Source organism: Rahnella sp. GSA61A, assembly GCF_019969905.1.
Lineage (GTDB): Bacteria > Pseudomonadota > Gammaproteobacteria > Enterobacterales > Enterobacteriaceae > Rahnella > Rahnella aceris.
Window position 1 is genome coordinate 26,312 of record NZ_JAHXYO010000012.1, and the last position, 20,352, is coordinate 46,663.

The 20,352-nt window shown below is 53.8% G+C and carries 16 protein-coding genes; 7 read left to right on the forward strand and 9 right to left on the reverse strand.

Annotation, left to right across the window (positions count from 1 at the left end):
- The first annotated feature begins 166 nt into the window (after positions 1-166).
- On the forward strand, positions 167-1,660 hold the full coding sequence (locus LC431_RS15815) for an MDR family MFS transporter (RefSeq protein ID WP_013575446.1): 1,494 nt from the start codon (positions 167-169) through the stop codon (positions 1,658-1,660).
- On the opposite strand, the gene LC431_RS15820 is transcribed toward LC431_RS15815, so the two are convergent.
- The 5 genes from LC431_RS15820 to LC431_RS15840 form a co-directional block, all read right to left on the reverse strand.
- Positions 1,657-3,315: an iron ABC transporter permease gene (locus LC431_RS15820; protein WP_153375409.1), complete on the reverse strand. Its 1,659-nt coding sequence runs from the start codon at positions 3,313-3,315 to the stop codon at positions 1,657-1,659. The genes LC431_RS15815 and LC431_RS15820 overlap by 4 nt on opposite strands.
- A 49-nt stretch (positions 3,316-3,364) precedes the next feature.
- Positions 3,365-4,306 carry an ABC transporter substrate-binding protein gene (locus LC431_RS15825; RefSeq protein WP_173362096.1) on the reverse strand — a complete coding sequence of 314 codons (942 nt, stop codon included), beginning with the start codon at positions 4,304-4,306 and terminating at the stop codon, positions 3,365-3,367.
- Positions 4,307-4,383: 77 nt separating this feature from the next.
- Positions 4,384-5,133, reverse strand: a complete 750-nt coding sequence (locus LC431_RS15830) for an ABC transporter ATP-binding protein (RefSeq protein ID WP_112152228.1) — start codon at positions 5,131-5,133, stop codon at positions 4,384-4,386.
- 296 nt (positions 5,134-5,429) lie between these two features.
- Positions 5,430-6,935 (reverse strand): L-arabinose isomerase, encoded by a 1,506-nt coding sequence (araA, locus tag LC431_RS15835; protein ID WP_013575450.1) that lies wholly within the window; start codon positions 6,933-6,935, stop codon positions 5,430-5,432.
- Between the two features lie 36 nt (positions 6,936-6,971).
- Positions 6,972-8,651, reverse strand: coding sequence for a ribulokinase (locus LC431_RS15840; RefSeq protein WP_013575451.1), 1,680 nt, complete (start codon positions 8,649-8,651; stop codon positions 6,972-6,974).
- 416 nt (positions 8,652-9,067) lie between these two features.
- On the opposite strand from LC431_RS15840, the gene LC431_RS15845 reads away from it, so the two are divergent.
- The 4 genes from LC431_RS15845 to araC all read left to right on the forward strand — a co-directional run bounded on the left by LC431_RS15845 (position 9,068) and on the right by araC (position 14,027).
- Positions 9,068-10,054: an arabinose ABC transporter substrate-binding protein gene (locus tag LC431_RS15845; protein ID WP_013575452.1), complete on the forward strand. Its 987-nt coding sequence runs from the start codon at positions 9,068-9,070 to the stop codon at positions 10,052-10,054.
- A 251-nt stretch (positions 10,055-10,305) separates the two neighbouring features.
- The gene (araG, locus tag LC431_RS15850; RefSeq protein WP_223510073.1) at positions 10,306-11,892 is read left to right on the forward strand and encodes an L-arabinose ABC transporter ATP-binding protein AraG; all 1,587 of its coding nucleotides are present in this window, start codon (positions 10,306-10,308) and stop codon (positions 11,890-11,892) included.
- A gap of 18 nt (positions 11,893-11,910) precedes the next feature.
- Positions 11,911-12,915 carry an L-arabinose ABC transporter permease AraH gene (araH, locus tag LC431_RS15855; protein ID WP_013575455.1) on the forward strand — a complete coding sequence of 335 codons (1,005 nt, stop codon included), beginning with the start codon at positions 11,911-11,913 and terminating at the stop codon, positions 12,913-12,915.
- A 176-nt stretch (positions 12,916-13,091) separates the two neighbouring features.
- Complete coding sequence (araC, locus tag LC431_RS15860; RefSeq protein ID WP_013575456.1) at positions 13,092-14,027, forward strand: arabinose operon transcriptional regulator AraC; 936 nt, start codon at positions 13,092-13,094, stop codon at positions 14,025-14,027.
- Positions 14,028-14,212: 185 nt separating this feature from the next.
- Here the strand turns inward: araC and uxuA are convergent, their stop codons facing one another.
- Entirely contained in the window at positions 14,213-15,397 is a 1,185-nt protein-coding gene (gene uxuA / locus LC431_RS15865; protein ID WP_013575457.1) for a mannonate dehydratase, read from the reverse strand.
- A 197-nt stretch (positions 15,398-15,594) separates the two neighbouring features.
- On the opposite strand from uxuA, the gene LC431_RS15870 reads away from it, so the two are divergent.
- Positions 15,595-16,293, forward strand: coding sequence for a FadR/GntR family transcriptional regulator (locus LC431_RS15870; RefSeq protein ID WP_013575458.1), 699 nt, complete (start codon positions 15,595-15,597; stop codon positions 16,291-16,293).
- Between the two features lie 174 nt (positions 16,294-16,467).
- Here LC431_RS15870 and bcsG read toward each other — a convergent pair whose 3' ends face one another.
- The 3 genes from bcsG to bcsE are packed head-to-tail and all read right to left on the reverse strand — an operon-like array spanning position 16,468 to position 19,948.
- On the reverse strand, positions 16,468-18,114 hold the full coding sequence (bcsG, locus tag LC431_RS15875) for a cellulose biosynthesis protein BcsG (RefSeq protein ID WP_013575459.1): 1,647 nt from the start codon (positions 18,112-18,114) through the stop codon (positions 16,468-16,470).
- Positions 18,111-18,344: a cellulose biosynthesis protein BcsF gene (bcsF, locus tag LC431_RS15880; protein WP_013575460.1), complete on the reverse strand. Its 234-nt coding sequence runs from the start codon at positions 18,342-18,344 to the stop codon at positions 18,111-18,113. Before bcsF ends, bcsG begins: the two co-directional genes overlap by 4 nt.
- Before the next feature lie 5 nt (positions 18,345-18,349).
- A complete protein-coding gene (bcsE, locus tag LC431_RS15885) occupies positions 18,350-19,948 on the reverse strand; it encodes a cellulose biosynthesis protein BcsE (RefSeq protein ID WP_121019360.1) in 1,599 nt (532 codons plus the stop codon).
- A 202-nt stretch (positions 19,949-20,150) separates the two neighbouring features.
- On the opposite strand from bcsE, the gene bcsR reads away from it, so the two are divergent.
- Positions 20,151-20,351, forward strand: a complete 201-nt coding sequence (gene bcsR / locus LC431_RS15890) for a cellulose biosynthesis protein BcsR (protein ID WP_013575462.1) — start codon at positions 20,151-20,153, stop codon at positions 20,349-20,351.
- Position 20,352 lies beyond the last annotated feature (1 nt).

Consider the following 20,352-nt stretch of genomic DNA (forward strand, 5'->3'; position numbering starts at 1 on the left):
CTTTCTCAATAAATCATCTTTTTTTAGTCAACACTTATAACTGATGTTGTCATAATTAAACTGTCCTTAACAGGCGCTGTGTGCAAACCCGGCGCCTCTTTTTTGTCTATAATTTGGTATCTGCCTGCGTGCACTCATCAAAACAATGCTAAAGAAAACAAAGAACATGGCCGTCAATCATCCTGAAGTAAAGTCTGCTGTTAAATCTTCTCACCGACCTCTAATCCTTGCCGCCTGCATGTTGTCGATGTTTATGGCCGCCGTAGAAGTGACCATTGTCGCGACGGCGATGCCAACCATTATTGGCGATCTGGGTGGGTTCTCGCTGCTCGGTTGGGTGTTCGCCGTCTATCTGCTGACGCAGGCGATCAGCGTACCCATCTACGGGCGGCTGGCGGATTTGTATGGTTGCCGGAAAATGTTTTTCATCGGTACCACGCTGTTTCTGATCGGCTCTGTTCTGTGCGGATTCGCCCCTTCGCTTGGCTGGATGATCGGCTTTCGTGCCCTGCAGGGACTGGGTGCAGGGGCAATCACGCCGATAGCCACCACGCTGATTGCCAATGTGTACGGCCCGCAGGAAAGGGCAAAAGCGCAGGGATATTTGTCCAGCGTATGGGGCGTTTCGGCGATTGTCGGCCCGCTGATGGGAGCGTTTATTGTTTCCCATTTCCCGTGGGCGGTGGTGTTTTGGGTGAACGTGCCTGTCGGCCTGGTGGCGATGATCATTCTGGTGAAATACCTGCCGCCGGACGGACAGCGTAAACCACATAAGCTGGATCTGGCCGGTACCGGTTATCTGACCCTTTCTGTCGCGGCCTTACTCCTGGCGCTGTTGCAGGCTGAAGTGCTGGGTTACTGGGCGTTGGCACTGATGGCATTAGCCGTTTGCAGCGCATGGCTGCTTATCCGCCAGGAGCGTAAAACGCCGGAGCCTTTGTTCCCGCTGGCGCTGTGGCAAAGCAAAGTGATTATTGCCGGAAATGTTGGCGGGTTGATCATTGGCGCCACCATGATGGGTATCAGCGCATTTTTGCCAACCTATGTGCAGGGCGTACTCGGCGGAACGCCGTTACAGGCGGGCACCACGCTGGCGCTGATGTCGATTGGCTGGCCGCTGGCGAGCATGTTCAGCAGCCGTCTGATGCAGGCGACTTCATACCGTGCAACGGCGGTCATTGGCGGATTATTGCTGGTCGGCGGAAGTCTGGCGCTGTTGCTGCTTTCGCCATCGTCCGGTTTGTGGATGGCGCGTCTGGCGGCATTTTCGATTGGCGCGGGCATGGGGTTGTGTAATACCACCTTTATTGTCTCGGTGCAAAACAGCGTTGAACCGGCTATCCGCGGCATCGCGACGGCCTCAACACTCTTTACCCGTATGCTGGGTTCCGCCATTGGCACCGCGGTGCTTGGCGCAACGTTGAATCTGAATCTGCAATATCGTCTGCCGCAGGTAAACGATCCGGTACAGCTGTTGATGGAGAAAGCCACCCGCAGCGCAATGGATAGCCAGCAACTGGGTGCTCTGACCGACAGCGTGGCGGCGTCGCTGCACTGGGTATTTGTGGTGTCTGCAGTGATTTCGCTACTGGCAGTCGCCGCCGGTTTGCTGATCCCCTCCGGTGACCGCCCGCACGCTGAACCGCAGCGGGAAAGCTAAGCCGGGGGCCGTTGTTGCAGCCTGACCGCAATCAACATCAGCGTCAGGCTCAGCAGCACTGCAACCGACGCCATCGCCATCCCGTCGCCCACCGAACCCTGTTCAAACTGACGCCAGACATACACCGATACGGTCTGTACGCCCGCCGGTGAAAGCAGCAGGGACGTCACCAGTTCCCGTGACGCCACGGCAAAAACCATCATCATTGATGCCAGCAGGCTCGGAAATACCAGCGGCAGCAGGATCAGACGCAATGTCTGCGCCGCCGTGGCACCGTGCACCCGTGCGGCGGCGTCCAGATTGCCGCCAATCTGCTTCAACGCGGCGCTGACATAACGCACCGGATAAGGCAGCAACAGGCAGCAGTAAGCCAGCAGCAGAATTCCCCAGGTGTTGTACGGCGTCACCGGCCAGAAACTGCGGTTCCAGGCCAGAATCAGACCGACACCCACCACAATCCCCGGCAATGCTGCCGGTAACAGCGATAAACCGTCGATAACCGCCGCACCGCGAATTTTTCGTGCCACTACCAGCCACGAGGCAAGAAAGCCGGTCGCCCCGGCGATCAGCGCGGTACCCAGCGCCAGACTGAGGCTGGTCGACAGCGCACTCAGCGCGTCGCCGTGCGCGGCAAACAGATTACTGAAGTGGCGGAAGGTCAGATTCTGCCACGACAGCCCGCCGGACAACGTGCGGGAAAACGCCGTGGCCAGCGTGGAGACAATCGGCAGTGCGACGGCAATCACTGCCACCGCTGTAAACAACATCAGCACCGGAATTGTCCAGACTCCCGGCGTTTTTTGTTTCACGTCCGCCGGTTTGCCGGTCACGCTTTCCACATTCTTGCCCGCCAGCACTGCACGCTGAACGCTGTACGCACAAAGCGCAATTGCTACCAGCATCAGCGACAGCACTGCCGCGCCGGGCAGGTCGATCGGCCAGTCGGCAAGGCGCTGTTCGATGCCGGTGGTGAGCATCAGAATGCCGCTGCGCGAACCCAGCGCGCCGGGCACGCCGTATTCTTCAATCGACAGCGTAAACGCCAGTAACAAACTGGAGGCCATTGCCGGTAACGCCATGGGTAAAGTGATGCGCAAAAATGCCCGCCACGGACCCGCACCATGAATACGCGCAACATCTGCCAGACGACTGCCGCTGGCGGCCATGCTGCGCGATACCGCGAAATACACGACCGGAAACACATTCAGCGTCATCACCATCACCATGCCCGGCAGCGAAAACAAAAAATCATTCAGATGCAGCCACGGCAGCAGTTGCTGGACATAACCGTGGGTCTGTAACGCCATCATCCATGACAGCGCGGCAATATACGGCGGTAAAAGGAAGGGCACCAGAAACAGGATGTCCCACAGCGCGGCGGCGGGTAGCACGAACAGGCCGCGCAAGGCACCTAATGGAATGCCAATCAGGCCGCTGCATATCGCCACGCCCAGACCGACTTTTAATGTTGTCGCGAACAGTTCACGTAACTGAGGTTCTTGGAAAACACGATAAAATGCACTGAACGGTGCCGAATAACTGCCGGCATCCAGATGCGGAAAGACCGCCTGTAAAATCACAAAACTGACCGGCACCGCGACCAGCAGTAACAGCGCAATGCCCGTCATGCCCGGCAGGAAAGCATTTCTATTCATTGATTAAATCTCAGAAGCGGGCTGCTTTTTCAAACAGCCCGGGAAGGGATTATTGCTGTCCGAACAGTTTCGCGAAGCGGTCGAGAACGTCTTTACGTGATGCGGAAGCCTGTGATGCTTCCGGTAATAATTTCAGCGATTTAAACAGCGGGCGTTTGGCGTCGATATCCGTACGGGCCGGCATCAGCCAGGCATCGGCGACCAGTTTCTGGCCTTCAGGCGACAGCGCGTAATCGATAAAGGCTTTGGCTTCTTTGGGCTGCTGGCTGGATTTGAGGATCATCATCGGGCGCGGGGCGATAACCGTTCCGCTGCTCGGGAAAATCACTTTGACCGATTCACCGTCCTGCATACTGGCGTAAGACACATAATCAACCGCGCCAAATACCGCAGCTTTCGCGCCCTGTAAGACCGGCGTCAGCGCCTGTGCGTTGGGTCCGGCGATAATCATGCCGTTGGCTTTCAGATCCTCAAACAGTTTCCAGGCCTGTTGCGCGTGGGCATTTTGTAGACCGATCAGCAAATCCAGAGACGCCCCGGAGAGAGACGGATCCGGCGTGGTCACTTTGTCTTTGAATTCCGGTTTGGCTAAATCGCCCCAGTCTTTAGGCTCGGTCGTCCCACTTTTTGTGTTCCAGACGATGCCCAGTGCGGAAATACCCTGAGCGACGTAATAGGGGGTTTTAAACTGCGCGGGAACCTGTGCCGCATTGGGGCTTTGGTATTCAAGCAACCAGCCACGTTGTTCGAGATCGGTTGCGGTATCCCAGGATGCTGAGATAAGTATATCGGCCCGCGGGTTGGCCTGTTCGGCTTCCAGGCGAGCCATCACTTTGCCGGTTGTTGCCTGGAACACATCGACTTTTACGCCGGTTTGTTTTTCATAGCCTGCCGCCAGTTTTTTTGCCAGCGAGCCCGGCCCGGCGGTGTAGAGCGTCAGTGCCTGAGCGTTGCCTGCCGCCATTGCGAGAGAAAGAGTCATTGCTGTCATTACGCCTGTTTTGGTACGGGAAAACGTTTTGGAGGTTTTGTTGTGTGTGCGGGTCATCATTTTCATTCCATCAAAGGTTAAGCAACAAAAGGTGAAACAACGGAAGGGTCAATCTGGTCAATGCTGGCGATCGCGCCTTTGTCCATGCGCGCAATGCGGTGAGCGAGTGCGTGAGCCTCGTGCTGATCGTGGGTGACATACACCGCCGTGGTGCCGAGCTGGCGCAACAATGTTGCCATTTCCTCGCACAGGCTTTCCCGCAGGTCGCGGTCAAGATTCGACAGCGGCTCGTCGAACAGCAAAATGCGTGGCTCAGCCACAATGGCGCGGGCGAGGGCCACACGCTGTTGCTGACCGCCGGAAAGTTCGGCAGGGCGGCGGGAGACAAAATCCGCCAGTCCGACGCGCTCCAGCGCCGCCATCACTTTCTCCTGCTGTATCGCACCGCGGATGCCGCGCATCTGCAACGGAAACGCGACGTTCTGGCGCACGGTCATGTGCGGCCACAGGGCATAATCCTGAAAGGCCATGCCGAGATTGCGTTTTTCCGGTGGCAGACTGATTTTCCCGCTGGCGACAGTGACACCATCAAAGCTGATTTGTCCTGACGCAGGATGGAGTAATCCCGCCAGCATTTTCAGCAGAGTACTTTTTCCGCAGCCGGAAGGGCCAAGCAGGGCGAGGATCGTGCCTTCCGGCACGGATAAATTGACGTGATTGAGTACCGGGTTGCTCCCAAAGAAATGGGACACCTGATGGACAGAGATCGCGGGGGGAGAAGACATGCGCGAAGGCGCATTCCCGCTGGCTGTAGCTGGAATGATCATGGTTGGTACTATCCTCTTTGGGACTTATTAGTGCAGGTGAGGGTAAAGGGGGAATGTGACGGACGGATGACAGTTTCTGTTCGTTCTTGTCGGGGATGCTTAAGAAATGTGAAGACTGGCTGGGGCGACTCCCTCCCCTGCGAAGGGGAGGGTTGGGGTGGGGTATTAAGGAAAAATCAAAGACTTGAAGTGTACTTTGACAGCGTGTTTGGCTTTAAAACCCCCTCCCGGCCTCCCCCTTCGCAGGGGGAGGAGCAAAGAAAAAACTGCTCTTTGAAGTGGGAGGAGCAAACAAATCAGCGACTGCAAAGTTTGTAATAAACTTCATTCCACCGGATCTGATTCTTGAAGTCCGGCAACGTCGTGTCGTTATCGATCACCAGCAATTCAATCCCGGAAAATTCTGCATACAACCGCAGCGCGTCAATATCCAGTGCCTGAGAGAACACGGTATGGTGCGCGCCGCCGCCGAGGATCCACGCTTCTGCCGCTGTTGCTAGTGATGGCTGGGCTTTCCAGATAGCGCGCGCAACCGGCAGTTTTGGCAGCGGGTGTGGCTGTTCGATGGTATCCACCAGATTGACCAGCAGACGGAAGCGGTCGCCCATGTCGATGACGCTGGCATTGACCGCCGGACCTGCCGGTGTGGAGAAAATCAGACGCGCCGGATCCGCTTTACCGCCTATGCCGAGATATTGCGCATCGAGCAGCGGCTTCTCTTCTTTGGCAATCGACGGACACACTTCCAGCATGTGCGAGCCCACAACCAGATCACTGCCTGGTTTGAAGTGGTAGGTGTAATCCTCCATGAAAGAAGTGCCGCCTTTCAGACCGCTGGCCATGACTTTCATGATGCGCAGCAGGGCAGACGTTTTCCAGTCACCTTCGCCACCAAAGCCGTAGCCTTTCTGCATCAGACGCTGGACTGCCAGCCCGGGCAGTTGTTTCATGCCGTGCAGATCTTCAAAGTTGGTCGTGAATGCCCCGAATTTACCTTGTTCGAGGAAACGGGTCATACCAAGTTCAATTTTGGCAGCATCCAGCAGGTTTTCACGACGTTCGCCGTTAATTTTTACCGCATCCGTCAGGCGATAGGTGGCTTCATATTCTTCCACCAGCGTATCGATGTCGCCTTTGCTGACTTCGTTGATTACGCTGACCAAATCACCAATTCCGTAGGCACTGATGCTGTAGCCGAACTGGATTTGAGCGGCAACTTTATCGCCTTCGGTGACAGCAACTTCACGCATATTATCGCCAAAACGTGCCACTTTCAGGTGCTGGCTTTCGTTTTTGGCGGCAGCAACGCGCATCCACTGGGCGATACGGCGGTGAGATTCACCGTCCTGCCAGTGACCGGCTACCACGGTGTGTTGCTGACGCATACGGGCACCGATGAAGCCGAATTCACGGCCACCGTGCGCGGTCTGGTTCAGGTTCATGAAGTCCATGTCCATGGTTTCCCATGGGATTTCAGCATTGAATTGCGTATGGAACTGCATCAGCGGCTTATGCAGGATGCTCAGCCCGGCAATCCACATTTTGGCCGGCGAGAAGGTATGCAGCCAGGTGATGATGCCCACGCAGGCGTTGTCATAGTTGGCTTCACGGCACAATGCGGTGATTTCGTCCGGCGTGGTCACCAGCGGTTTGAGCACCAGTTTTATCGGCAAACCGGCTTCGCTGTTCAGGCTACTGACCACCTTCTCGGCGTTCTCTTTTACCTGACGTAATGCCTGCGGACCGTACAGATGCTGACTGCCAATGGCGAACCACACTTCGAGATGTTTAAACGCGTCCATTTATTACTCCTGAATATCGGATAGATGAAATACGGGTTAATGCGCCGGTTTCGCTGCAAACAGCGGTTCAGTCGTGGCACACCATTGCTGATAACGTTCGTACAGGCGCTGATATTGCGCGACGCGCTGCGGATCCGGCGTCAGCGTACGTTCGATGCTGCAGGCCATTTTTTCCTGTGCGGCAGGAACATCTTTGAACTCCCCGGCAGCGACGGCGGCGAAAATCGCGGCACCCAGGGCGCAGCACTGATCGGAAGCGACAATTTGCAACGGACGGTTCATCACATCGGCGCAAACCTGCATGATGACCGGCGATTTACGCGCGATGCCCCCGAGCGTCAGCACGTTTTCCACCGGAATATCCTGCTGTTCGAAACATTCCATGATGGCGCGCGCGCCAAAAGCGGTCGCTGCGATAAAGCCGCCGAACAGTTCAGGTGCTTCTGTGCCCAGATTGATATCGGTAATGACACCTTTCAGGCGCTGGTTGGCAAACGGTGTACGGCGGCCGTTAAACCAGTCGAGCACCAGCGGCAGATGATCCAGTTTCGGATGAGCGGCCCAGGCCACAGTGAGATCGGTCAGCAGATTTTTTTGCAGGCTGGTCAGTTGCGGTGCCATTTCCGGATGGGCTTTGGCGGCCTGAATCAGCGGCCAGCTCAGCAGACGGCTGAACCAGGCGTACATGTCGCCGAAAGCGGATTGTCCGGCTTCCATCCCGATCATGTCCGGCACGACGCTGCCTTCCACCTGTCCGCAGATCCCGGCGATAGCACGGTCGTTTACGCGTTCTTTATCGGCGATCAGGATGTCGCAGGTAGAGGTGCCGATCACTTTGACCAGCGTATAAGGCTGTGCGCCCGCGCCGACTGCCCCCATATGGCAGTCGAATGCGCCGCCCGAAAGCACCACACTGGCGGGTAAGCCAAGACGTTCTGCCCATTCAGGTGTCAGTGTGCCAACAGCCTGTTCGGCGGTGACGGTGTCGGTAAACAGCGGATAGGGCAGATGTTCAACCAGCAGCGGATCGAGGGCGGCAAAGAACGCTTTTGGTGGCAGGCCGCCCCATGACGGATGCCAGAGCATTTTGTGTCCGGCGCTGCAACGTCCGCGCACCACTTTATCCGGCGCGGTGGTGCCGGAAAGCAGGGCGGGCACCCAGTCGCACAATTCAACCCATGACGCGGCTGCTTGTTTAACCGCAGCATCAGCACGGGAAACGTGCAGGATTTTCGCCCAGAACCATTCTGAGGAATAAACGCCGCCGATATAGCGGGAATAGTCGGGGAAATCGCCGCTGCGACACAGACGGTTGATCTCTTCCGCTTCTTCTATTGCCGTGTGATCTTTCCAGAGCACAAACATGGCATTCGGGTTTTCGGCAAATTCCGCTTTCAGCGCCAGAATGTTGCCTTCCTCATCGACAGGGGCCGGGGTTGAGCCGGTGGAATCGACGCCGATACCCACCACGCGCGCAGCCCGCTCGCTGCCCAGCCGTTGCACTACGTTTTTAATCGCCTGTTCCATTGCCTCTATATAGTCGAGCGGGTGATGGCGGAACTGATTTATTGCCGCATCACAATAGCGACCTTCATTCCAGCGCGGATAATAAACCACATCGGTTTCCATCTCGGCACCGGTCTGACAATCCACAGCCAGGGCACGGACGGAATCGCTGCCAAAATCAAGACCAAGAGCAATCGCACCTTGCGTCATTCTTTCTCACTCCTTCAGGTTTGCCGTAGTCATTACGGCGGCGAATCGAATTGCTCTAACAGTAGGAGGATGCAAAAAAGTGAGTGAGGAGGCGTTAGCTGGAAGTATGCACAAATCTGCTCCCAATGATGTTTCTGTGAGGTTGGTCAAATGTTAGCGTTTGGCTAAAATCGCTATATCTATGCACAAACCTGCTGTTTTCCCGCCGTGTGATAGCGCTCTACATTCCGCTGCAAAATTACCGCTAAAACTTAACCCGTCTTACAAGAGAGTGTGACGCAAATCCTCTATAAACTGGACTTCGCCGCACTTTCACTTTGTTTCTTTACGCTACTGATAACGTTTTCACGATTGCGGCAAACCACCAGATTTAAGACTGTGATTGTGAAAAACAACAATAAAAGTCGGAGAACATCATGCATAAATTCACTAAGGCATTAGCGGCGGTCGGGTTAGCTGCCCTTATGTCACATTCAGCTATGGCAGCCGAGAATCCGAAGCTGGGCTTCCTGGTTAAACAACCGGAAGAGCCGTGGTTCCAGACTGAATGGCGGTTCGCAGATAAAGCCGGTAAGGATCTCCACTTCGACGTCATTAAAATCGCCGTGCCGGATGGTGAAAAAACGTTGAATGCAATCGACAGCCTGGCGGCCAACGGCGCGAAAGGTTTTGTCATCTGTACGCCGGATCCGCGTCTCGGCCCTGCCATCATGGCGAAAGCGCGCAGCTATGACATGAAAGTGATCCAGGTGGATGACCAGTTTGTGAATGCCAAAGGCAAGCCAATGGAAGAAGTGCCATTAGTCATGATGGCCGCGACCAAAATCGGCGAACGTCAGGGGCAGGAACTGTACAAAGAAATGCAAAAACGTGGCTGGAAAGTCGCTGATACCGGCGTGATGGCCATTACTGCCGATGAACTCGATACGGCGCGCCGCCGCACCTCCGGTTCAATGGAGGCACTGAAAGCTGCCGGTTTCCCGGAAAAACAAATCTACAAAGTCCCGACTAAATCTAACGACATCCCGGGCGCACTGGATGCCGGTAACTCCCTGCTGGTGCAACATCCTGAAGTGAAAAACTGGCTGATCATCGGCATGAACGACAACACCGTATTGGGTGGCGTGCGTGCAACCGAAGGTCAGGGCTTTAAAGCGGCTAACGTGATCGGCATCGGCATCAACGGTGTGGATGCAGTGAATGAGTTGTCAAAAAGCGCCCAGACTGGCTTCTACGGTTCCCTGTTACCTAGCCCGGATATCCACGGTTACAAAAGTATCCAGATGCTGAATGAATGGGTTACCAAAGGCGTTGAACCACCGAAATTTACCGAAGTGACGGATGTTGTCCTGATTACCCGCGACAACTTCAAAGAAGAGCTGAAGAAGAAAGGTCTTATGTGATCTTCAGATGTGGTTGAAACAAGCAATACCCCTAAATAATTCGAGTTGCAGGAAGGCGGCAAGTGAGCGAGTCCCGATGAGCTTACATAAGTAAGTGATTCGGGTGAGTAAGCGTAGCCAACGCATCTGCGACTTGAAGTATGAAGGGGAGAGACGCTGCTGCAGAACGGACGACAGTTTTAAATAGTTTGAACTGTTTTCTGCTTTGCAGTGGCGTGCATCCATACTTACTCAACTTCCAGGTAGCCACTATGACTCAGCAATCTTTCGATAATAAGACGCCTTTGCTGACACCGTCACTGACGGAGTTTGATGCGGCCAGGCCGTATCTGGAATTCCATGACATTGGCAAAACTTTTCCGGGCGTGAAAGCGCTGGACGGTATTTCATTCAATTGTTACGCCGGACAAATTCATGCGCTGATGGGCGAAAACGGAGCGGGGAAATCCACCCTGCTGAAGATCCTCAGCGGGAACTATCAGCCTTCCCAGGGCAATATTCATATCAAAGGCCAGCCGGTCGCGTTCAGCCATACCACGGATGCGCTCGATGCCGGTGTGGCGATCATTTATCAGGAACTCCATCTGGTGCCGGAAATGACGGTAGCAGAGAACATTTATCTCGGGCAGTTGCCGAGCAAACACGGTTTTGTAAACCGTAAATTGCTGCGTTACGAAGCCAAACTTCAGCTTGAACATCTCGGGCTGGATATCGACCCCGATACACCGCTGAAATATCTCTCCATCGGCCAGTGGCAGATGGTGGAAATTGCCAAGGCGCTGGCGCGGAATGCCAAAATTATTGCATTCGATGAACCTACCAGTTCGCTTTCTGCACGCGAAATTGAACAATTGTTCCGTGTTATCCGTGAGTTACGGGCGGAAGGGCGTGTGATTTTATATGTCTCACATCGTATGGAAGAGATCTTTGCATTAAGTGACGCCGTCACCGTTTTCAAAGACGGACGTTACGTTCGCACCTTTGACGACATGACGCAGGTGGATAACAGCAAGCTGGTGCAGGCGATGGTTGGCCGTAATCTCGATGACATTTACGGTTACGCGCCACGTCCGCACGGCAAAATTCGCCTTGAACTGGATGAGGTGAAAGCACCGGGCGTGAGAACGCCGGTCAGCCTGACGGTACGTCAGGGCGAAATCGTCGGCCTGTTCGGGCTGGTGGGTGCAGGGCGCAGTGAGCTGATGAAAGGATTATTTGGTGGTACGCGTATTACCGGCGGTACCGTCCGGCTGGACGGTGTAGCGCTGAATATTCGTAAACCGGCAGATGCGATCCGCCAGGGCATCATGTTGTGCCCGGAAGACCGCAAAGCTGACGGCATTATTCCTGTGCACTCGGTGCGCGACAACATCAACATCAGCGCCCGTCGCAAAACGGTGAAAGCAGGGTGCCTGATCAACAACGCCTGGGAAGCGAAAAATGCGCGTAAACATATCGATGCGCTGAATATCAAAACCCCCAGCGACCAGCAACTGATCATGAACCTTTCAGGGGGTAATCAGCAAAAAGCCATTCTGGGCCGCTGGTTGTCGGAAGAAATGAAAGTCATTTTGCTGGATGAACCAACGCGGGGTATCGACGTTGGCGCCAAGCATGAAATTTATAATGTGATTTATTCACTGGCAAAACAAGGCATTGCGGTGCTGTTTGCGTCCAGTGATTTACCGGAAGTGCTGGGTCTGGCCGACAGGGTGGTGGTGATGCGCGAAGGCGCAATCTCCGGCGAACTGTTGCATGACGACGCCACCGAAGAAAAAGCGCTGGGGCTCGCTATGTTGCGCACGCCAGTTCTTGATTCTGCCCATGACGCTGCCTGACTGAGGAGCAAAAATATTATGTCGAGTATGACAACCAATTCAGCCAAACCGGATCAACCTTCAGCAGCCTCACGCGGCGGCCAGGGTCTGATGCGTATCTGGGACAGTTACGGCATGTTAGTGGTGTTCGCCGTGCTGTTTATCGCCTGTACCATTTTCGTGCCAAACTTCAGTTCTTTCATCAACATGAAAGGGTTGGGGCTGGCGATTTCGATGTCCGGCATGGTGGCCTGCGGGATGCTGTTCTGTCTGGCTTCCGGTGACTTCGATCTGTCTGTTGCATCGGTGATTGCCTGTGCGGGCGTCACCACCGCCGTGGTGATCAACATGACCGAAAGCCTGTGGATCGGCGTTGCTGCCGGTTTACTGCTCGGGATGCTGACCGGTTTGCTCAACGGTTTTGTTATCGCCCGTCTGAAAATCAATGCGCTGATCACCACGCTTGCCACTATGCAGATTGTGCGCGGTCTTGCGTACATCATTTCTGACGGTAAAGCGGTGGGCATCGAAGACGAACGTTTCTTCACCCTCGGTTATGCCAACTGGCTGGGGCTGCCTGCACCTATCTGGCTGACGGTCGGCTGTCTGATCATCTTTGGTCTGTTGCTGAACAAAACTACCTTCGGGCGTAACACGCTGGCGATTGGCGGTAATGAAGATGCGGCGCGTCTGGCCGGTGTGCCGGTGGTGCGAACGAAAATCATCATCTTCGTGCTGTCCGGGCTGGTATCAGCGGCGGCGGGGATCATTCTGGCGTCACGTATGACCAGCGGCCAGCCGATGACCTCACTGGGCTTCGAGCTGATCGTTATCTCTGCCTGCGTACTGGGTGGCGTTTCCCTGAAAGGCGGTATCGGTAAAATTTCCTATGTGGTGTCCGGGATCCTCATTCTGGGTACCGTGGAAAATGCCATGAACCTGCTGAACATTTCTCCGTTCTCGCAATATGTGGTTCGTGGCTTGATCCTGCTGGCGGCAGTTATCTTCGACCGCTACAAACAGAAAGCGAAAAAGACCGTTTAATCTGGTTTTGTGATAACGCTTTCACGCAATCATCACGCGGCATTTAACGCTATTACGGGTTAAATGCCGAAAAAACGCGTGGTTGTTCACAATTTAGCAACCTTTACTGGCAGCGTTTTCACTGCCGATTAGAATAGATGAAAAGTCCATAGTCCAGTGAAGTTTCAGGAGGTTCGATGTATCACCGTATGATTCAGGATCAGCAGCAAAATCCGCTGTTACCGGGTTACAGTTTCAATGCCTATCTGGTCGCCGGTATGACACCTATCCTTGCTGACGGGCCACTGGATTTCGCCATCGACCGTCCGGGTGGAATGAAAGGCTACATTCTTAATTTGACGGTGAAGGGGCAGGGTAAAGTCTTCGACGGCGAAGACACGTTCTACTGCAATCCCGGTGATCTGCTGTTATTCCCACCGAAAGCCCGCCATCTTTACAGTCGTTCTGCCAACGCCGACTCCTGGTATCATCGCTGGGTGTATTTCCGCCCGCGCGCCTACTGGGCAGACTGGCTGGAATGGCACACCAAAACCCGCGATGTCGGGCGTCTTTCTTTACCGAATAATACCTTGTTGCTGGAATTTGACCGTCTGTTTGCCAACATCGAACAAACGCAAAAATCGGGGCGACGTTTTTGCGAAGAGCTGGGGATGAATCTGCTGGAACGTCTGTTGCTGCGAGCCATGGAAGAAGATCCGCAGAGTCCGCAGAAAATCATGGACCCACGTGTCATCGAAGCCTGCCAGTTTATTACCGGCAATCTGGCGGGTGAGCTGCGTATCGATGAAGTCGCGCGCCATGTTTGCCTCTCACCATCGCGGCTGGCGCATTTATTCCGCGAACAGGTCGGGATCAACATCCTGCGCTGGCGCGAAGATCAGCGGGTGATCCGCGCCAAACTTTTATTACAGACGACGCAGGAATCCATCGCGACGATTGGCCGCGTGGTGGGATATGACGATCAGTTGTATTTCTCGCGGGTCTTCCGTAAACGGGTGGGGGTCAGCCCGAGTGATTTCCGCCGCCGGAGTGTGGAGATTAACTATCCGGCCAAGCCGTATAAATCACATCCGTGGCCTGAGCATGAAAATGCCGTGGCGTATCATTTTTGAGTTTTTGCCTTGCTCTTCTCCCATAGCAGGGGAAAGTCAAAGCACTGAACTGCTCCCTCCCCTGCGAAGGGGAGGGTTGGGGTGGGGTATTAAGGTCAAATAAATAAGTTGAAGTTTGCTTTGGTATAGGTGTTAGCCTTTAAAACCCCCTCCCGTCCTCCCCCTTCGCAGGGGGAGGTGCAAAATTATTGATTAAAAAAACTCTGTTTCAAAGCCCGCTCCACACCCCGCAGTTCTGCCAGTCCCCGCAGACGTCCAATCGCCGAATACCCCGGATTGGTTTTCTTATGCAAATCATCCAGCATCTGATGGCCGTGATCCGGACGCATCGGGATAGCGCGCAGATTGCCAGCGCGGCGACGTGTTTGTTCTTCCGTCAGAATCGCTTTGATAACCGCCACCATATCCACATCACCATCTAAATGATCGGCTTCATGGAAGCTTTCCGGCACGTCTTCGCGCTGGGTGGCGCGCAGATGGATGAAGTGCACGCGGTCGGCGTAAGTGGTCATCATTTTCACCAGGTCATTATCTTCACGCACGCCGTAAGAACCGGTGCAGAAGCAAAAACCGTTGTGGATACTGTCGACCGTTTCTTTCAACCACTGCATATCTTCAATGGTGGAGATAATACGCGGCAGGCCGAGAATAGGGCGCGGTGGATCGTCCGGGTGAACTGCCAGACTTAAACCGCATTGCTCGGCAACCGGCACAATGCTGCGCAGGAAATGCGCCATGTTTTCGCGCAGTTTGGCTTTGTCGATACCGTCGTAAGTCGCCAGACGCGCACGGAACTGGTCCAGCGTGTAGCCTTCTTCCGCACCCGGTAAACCGGCAATGATGTTAGACACCAGCTGATCTTTCTCCGCCTGCGTCATCGCCGCAAAGTATTCGGCTGCCTGTTTTTGCTCATCCGCGCTGTAATAAGACGTCGCGCCTTCGCGTTTCAGCAGATGCAATTCAAAGGCCGCAAATGCGATATGGTCAAAGCGCAGGGCGCGTGAACCGTCCGGCAGCAGATAGCCGAGGTCCGTGCGTGTCCAGTCGAGAACCGGCATGAAGTTATAGCAGACCGTATAGATGCCGCATTCCGCCAGATTACGGATAGATTGCTGATAGTTAGCAATGTGCTTTTCAACATCTCCGCTGCGGGTTTTGATTTCCTCATGCACCGGAATGCTTTCCACTACGGACCACACCAGACCTTTGGCTTCAATTATCGCCTTACGTTTCTTTATCTCTTCTACCGGCCAGACTTCACCGTTAGGAATATGGTGCAGGGCGGTAACCACGCCGGTTGCGCCAGCCTGACGCACATCATCAAGTGAAACCGGATCGTTCGGGCCGTACCAACGCCATGTCTGTTCCATGTGTTTTCCTTAAAATTGTTAACTGACTGTCTGAATGTAGTTGACGCAGGGCCGGTGATAAGTTCAATCTTAATGCGCGGTCTGGTCAGGTGGTCTGCTGGTCAGGCCATCAGACCGACATATGATTCAGCATCAAACCGAACATTAATGTGACCGGGATAACAGATCTGGGATTCAGCATGAACACGGAGAAAATAATGGCATTACCCACCCTTAAAGTTGAACGGCTGTATCGCCAGATTTCTAATGTATTGATTAACTGCATTAATACCGGACAGTTTGCCCCGGGCGCGATGATCCCGTCTGAACGGGATTTGTCTAAACAACTTGGCGTCAGTCGTTCATCTATCCGTGAGGCATTGATTGCGCTGGAGATCACCGGCTGGGTGGAAATCCGTACCGGCAACGGCGTGTACGTCAGCGACCCGTTGCCGCAGGCCACACCTGCGGTGCAAACAGTAAGTACCGAAGAGGAATTCAGCCTGCAATCGCTGGTGAAAGCGCGTCAGGTTTATGAATCGATGACAGCAGAACTGGCGGCGATTAACGGCACCGACGAACAGCGTGAAAAACTGAGAGCTATCGCCAGGGAATTAAACGAACTGAATGCCAATAACGACGCTTTTCTCGAAGCTGACCGCCGTTTCCATATGATGATCAGCGAAATGACCGGCAACGAAGTGCTGCACGATATGATGGGATATTTGTGGGATAAACGTCGTTCACGTCGGTTTATGCGTCTGGAGAGTCATTACACCGAAGTGGATTTTGCCCGTGAAATGAATGCCGATCATCAGGGGATTTTAGACGCGATTCTGGCGCAGGATGGCGCAGGGGCGAAGGCAAGAATGAGCCGGCATTTACAGCATGTGTATGACCAGTTATTTGCGGAATAAATGCAGAAAGACGGACAACTCCCTCCCCTGCGAAGGGGAGGGTTGGGGTGGGGTATTAAGGTCAAAATCTAAACCTGAGGTTTACTCTTACCCGGTTCTAGCCCTTAAAACCCCCTCCCGTCCTCCCCCTTCGCAGGGGGAGGAGCAAACCAAAACCTTGCTTACCGGTTTCATTCAGCTCGGATACGGCACCCATCCCCCGCCATTCAGGCGAATATAGATTTTCCCCTGATATTCCATCACCACTGAGTTCTCATTTTCAGATACCAGCGGCGTTTGTGGCAGGTTCGAACCGAAGGTTTTCCAGTCCATCGTCGGGCTGGTAAACACTTTGCCATCGACTGCGCGGGCGACCATTTCTGAAATCGCCTGATAGCTGCTCTGGCCGTCAATTTTCATTGGTGATGGCGCGTGCGGTGCCTGCATCCCAAAGAATTTCACCCCGACAGGAATGTGGGTAATGCCCGGACTCGGGATATCACGCAGACCCGAGATTTGCATCTTGTCGCCCACCAGCGCGGCGCCGTGTTCAGGCACCACCACCAGCATCACTTTGCGGCCGGATTTATCCAGCTGATCCATAAAGATATTCAGCTGATTCAGCAGAGTTTGCGCACGGTTATGATAATCCGCGCCCTTATTGCTGCCCACGTAACGGTTGCCGTCATGCAGCGGAATCAGGTTAAAGAAGGTTGCGGTGCGTGCGGTACCGGCTTTCTCCTGATTCTCCAGCCAGCGGGAGAACAGTTGTCCGTCGTTGAAAATCGGTGAGCCATCAAAGGACGTCAGCTCATAACCCAGACCGGCCTGGGACATCAGCGGAACTTTCATGTCAGCATCATCACGCAGGTTACCGATGTAATTACCGAACACACCCGTATGGTCCATTGCCAGCTGAGGCGTGAAGCCCAGACGCGCGAGATCGTCAAACAGATAACACTGCTGACCGGCTGGCTGATACAAATCATGATGAGATGTCTGACCGCAACTGGCGCGCAGCAGGCGGATGGATGCCGGGCCGCTGTAGGCTGTGGCTGAATTGAAATTGCTGAACACAAAATCAAAACGCGACCACAGCGGTGAATTCGAAAGATTCACGGCGTCCAGATCTGACCAGGCCAGCGAACAGATGTTGATCACCAGCAGGTCAAACGGCTGTGCATCGGCAGGAAGTGCGTCGGGGAACTTCGTCGCCTTACGCCGTTCGTTTTGGTAGAACTGCTCTAAATAAGCGTTCAGGTTGGCATTGGTTGGCGGGCCGTTCACGGTGTTATCAGTGGCTGATGGCGCAACGGTCACTGGTGTCGTTACGGCATTTTGGGCGATAGCCGGTGGCGGCGAATGTGCGAAAAACGGTGTGATCAGCCCGCTGAGGTTAAGCCACAGCAGCGCAATGACGGTAAACGTGGTCAGCCGGATCCACTGGGATATAAACAGATAACCGACCAGCAAAGCGAAACCGATGGCAATCCACTGCCAGTTGATAAAGCGATCGGCCAGTTCGAGCAGATAACTGAAACTGAAGCCTGCTACATCCGCCCCCTGATTGACAATTGAACGCCAGCCGGGCAGCCAGGTATCGTGATACAGCAACGCCAGCCCGAAAGGCAGGGCAATCCACTGTCTCCAGCGGTGCAGGCGCAGCGAACGTAACGGGAATAGCAACACGGCGGCAAAGACGACATTGCTCAGGGCATCAAAATTCAGATAACCCTGTGAAAGCAGAACAAATTTGAGTAAAAAATAATAGTTCCAGGCACCGAGGCCGCGCCAGGATTGCCAGATCCGCAAACGCGGCGAAGAAGATTGCGATTCGTTCATAGTGAAGTTTTGGATTTTCCTGTAGCCGCAGAAGTTTCAGGCAAAGTAGCGGAGCGTTTGCGGTTCTTATTGATGCTGCTGATGGTCATGGGGGTTAAATAACGCGGCGACAGAAATCGCGTCGCAAAGCGGTTTTTCCAGCGCGGCAAACGGCTACGCAGGGCATATCCCAGCGGGATAAAAATCACCGCCGCCAGAATAAAGATTTCGATAATATCCTGAATATCCATCTCTTTTACTCCCGCGCCTGAATAACTGGCGTATCGCTCACGGCCAGCGTGATGGGAACGGGCTGATGAACCTGGGCACGTTTTAAAGGTTCAGTTTTATGCGCCACAAAAGGCTGCGCTTCAGACACCGGATTTGCCATCGGCGGCCTGGCGGCCAGACGCAAAACTTCCGTGCGGATATCCAGCTCCTGACTCCAGAACGTCTGGCTGGTGAACACTTCTTTGACCGGCAGATTAAACAGAAACGCCAGCACATTTTCGACGTCGCTGACCTGACAGTTCGACAGGAAAAGATACAGATGACGTCCGGTAACGGTCAGAATATCGCCGTCGCGGCGCAGCGAACACAAAGACATCGCCTGCTGCGGGCTGATCCCGGCGGCAGGGCGCAGCGAAATTAAAATGCCCCGGGATTCCGTCGCCAGCGCGGCGTGATTCCAGATATCGTGCATGACTTCGCAGAAAACCGGCAGTGGCAGATAACCCTTATGATGCGTGGGCAGGCGGCTGTCGAGCAGCAGCCCGATATCATCCGGCACATGGCGGGTATAAGTGAGATTTTGCAGGTCATCGAGCAAGGTCAGAAAGTTGGAGAGGCGCGCTGCTTGTGGCACAACCAGATTCGCACCACAGGCCTGGAGCAGACGCTGATCGACATAGCGCAAAGAAGAATTCATTTCGCGCACGACAATTTTTAAACCATTGCCACGCTGCATGCGTAAACGATGAACCTGACGGGCCAGCACTTCCACTTCGTCATTACCGGTGAGGGCGAAAATGACCGTCGCCGATCGCGCATGTGCCGCGCGCTCGCTCAGCGCCTCATTATCATCGAACAGGAACCAGCGTTCTGAAAGCGCAGGAGCGCCTTCAAGCACTGAGCGTTCGGCCAGCAGCATCCACTGATCATCGCCGGTTTGTTCGGAAACAGCGGCAGAGGCGTTCTTTTGAATTTCCCAGCCGGTCAGGCGGCGCGTCAGTGGATAAAGTGTATTGGCTTCTGCCCCCAAATTGTCATGCCACCAGGAAACGCCCCACTGGTTCGGTTCAACATCTGTTTTCAAATCCGCAAGACCGCATATATTGCGATGGTATAAATGAAGCTGAGTTTTAACCGCATTAATACCGGCTCCATAGCAGATAATAAGGATTGTTGCACCTTTATTATTGACACATGCGCTCATTTCACTCAGCCAGCGGACCCATTGTTTATCATTTACTGCCTGCCAGGTACTGACCGGAAGTAATAGAATCATTAATGAGGCTGAGTGAGCAGGCAAACGATTAATATCCGCTGCAAGAGAGAGAAATGCTTTCTTCCCATTCGCTAACAGGTAATAAAACGTTTTTTTCTGATATTTTTTTAAATAAGTGAGAAGGATATCATCGTCAGATAGCCTGTTTTCTTGTGCAGTGCAAATTAAATTGTGCTGTGGGAAAAAAACGTTGACCGGAACTTCACCTTGCTGAGCCTCAACCGTTTGTCCGCAAAGATGATAAGCGGCTTCCTGACTTTCGGTGTTAACCCAGTAAAGCCCCTGAGCCTGCATCCGGGCTAATCCATTCCAGAATTGCTTCATGCCCAATGAAAAGGAGAGTGCCATATAGTTAATCTGCTTGTATCGTTTTTGATTAAAAGTCTGCTTGGGACACACTGAGAAATGTGAGTATAATAAATTCTATCATTGCTACATTAAATAATCATAATACTTCACAATAATGTTTGATACTAAAAAGCCCAGACAGGTAAGCGCATTTTGGCTGTCGTGGTATCAGTATTTAGATTGAAGCAGGGAGAAAGAATCGGTGGGAGCCAATATTGTAGACCCGGAGGAATCCGAACCGACGAAAGATGATGATTTCTTTGCACTGAGTCACCTTTTTTCTTTGTCAGAATTAAATTATGTCGATATAGCCCGTAAAGAAAAGATTCCGCAACTAATGTCCCGCTGGCCGCTACTGGCTGAGCTGGCGCAATACGGTGAACGCGGCGCGGAGAAAAAATAAT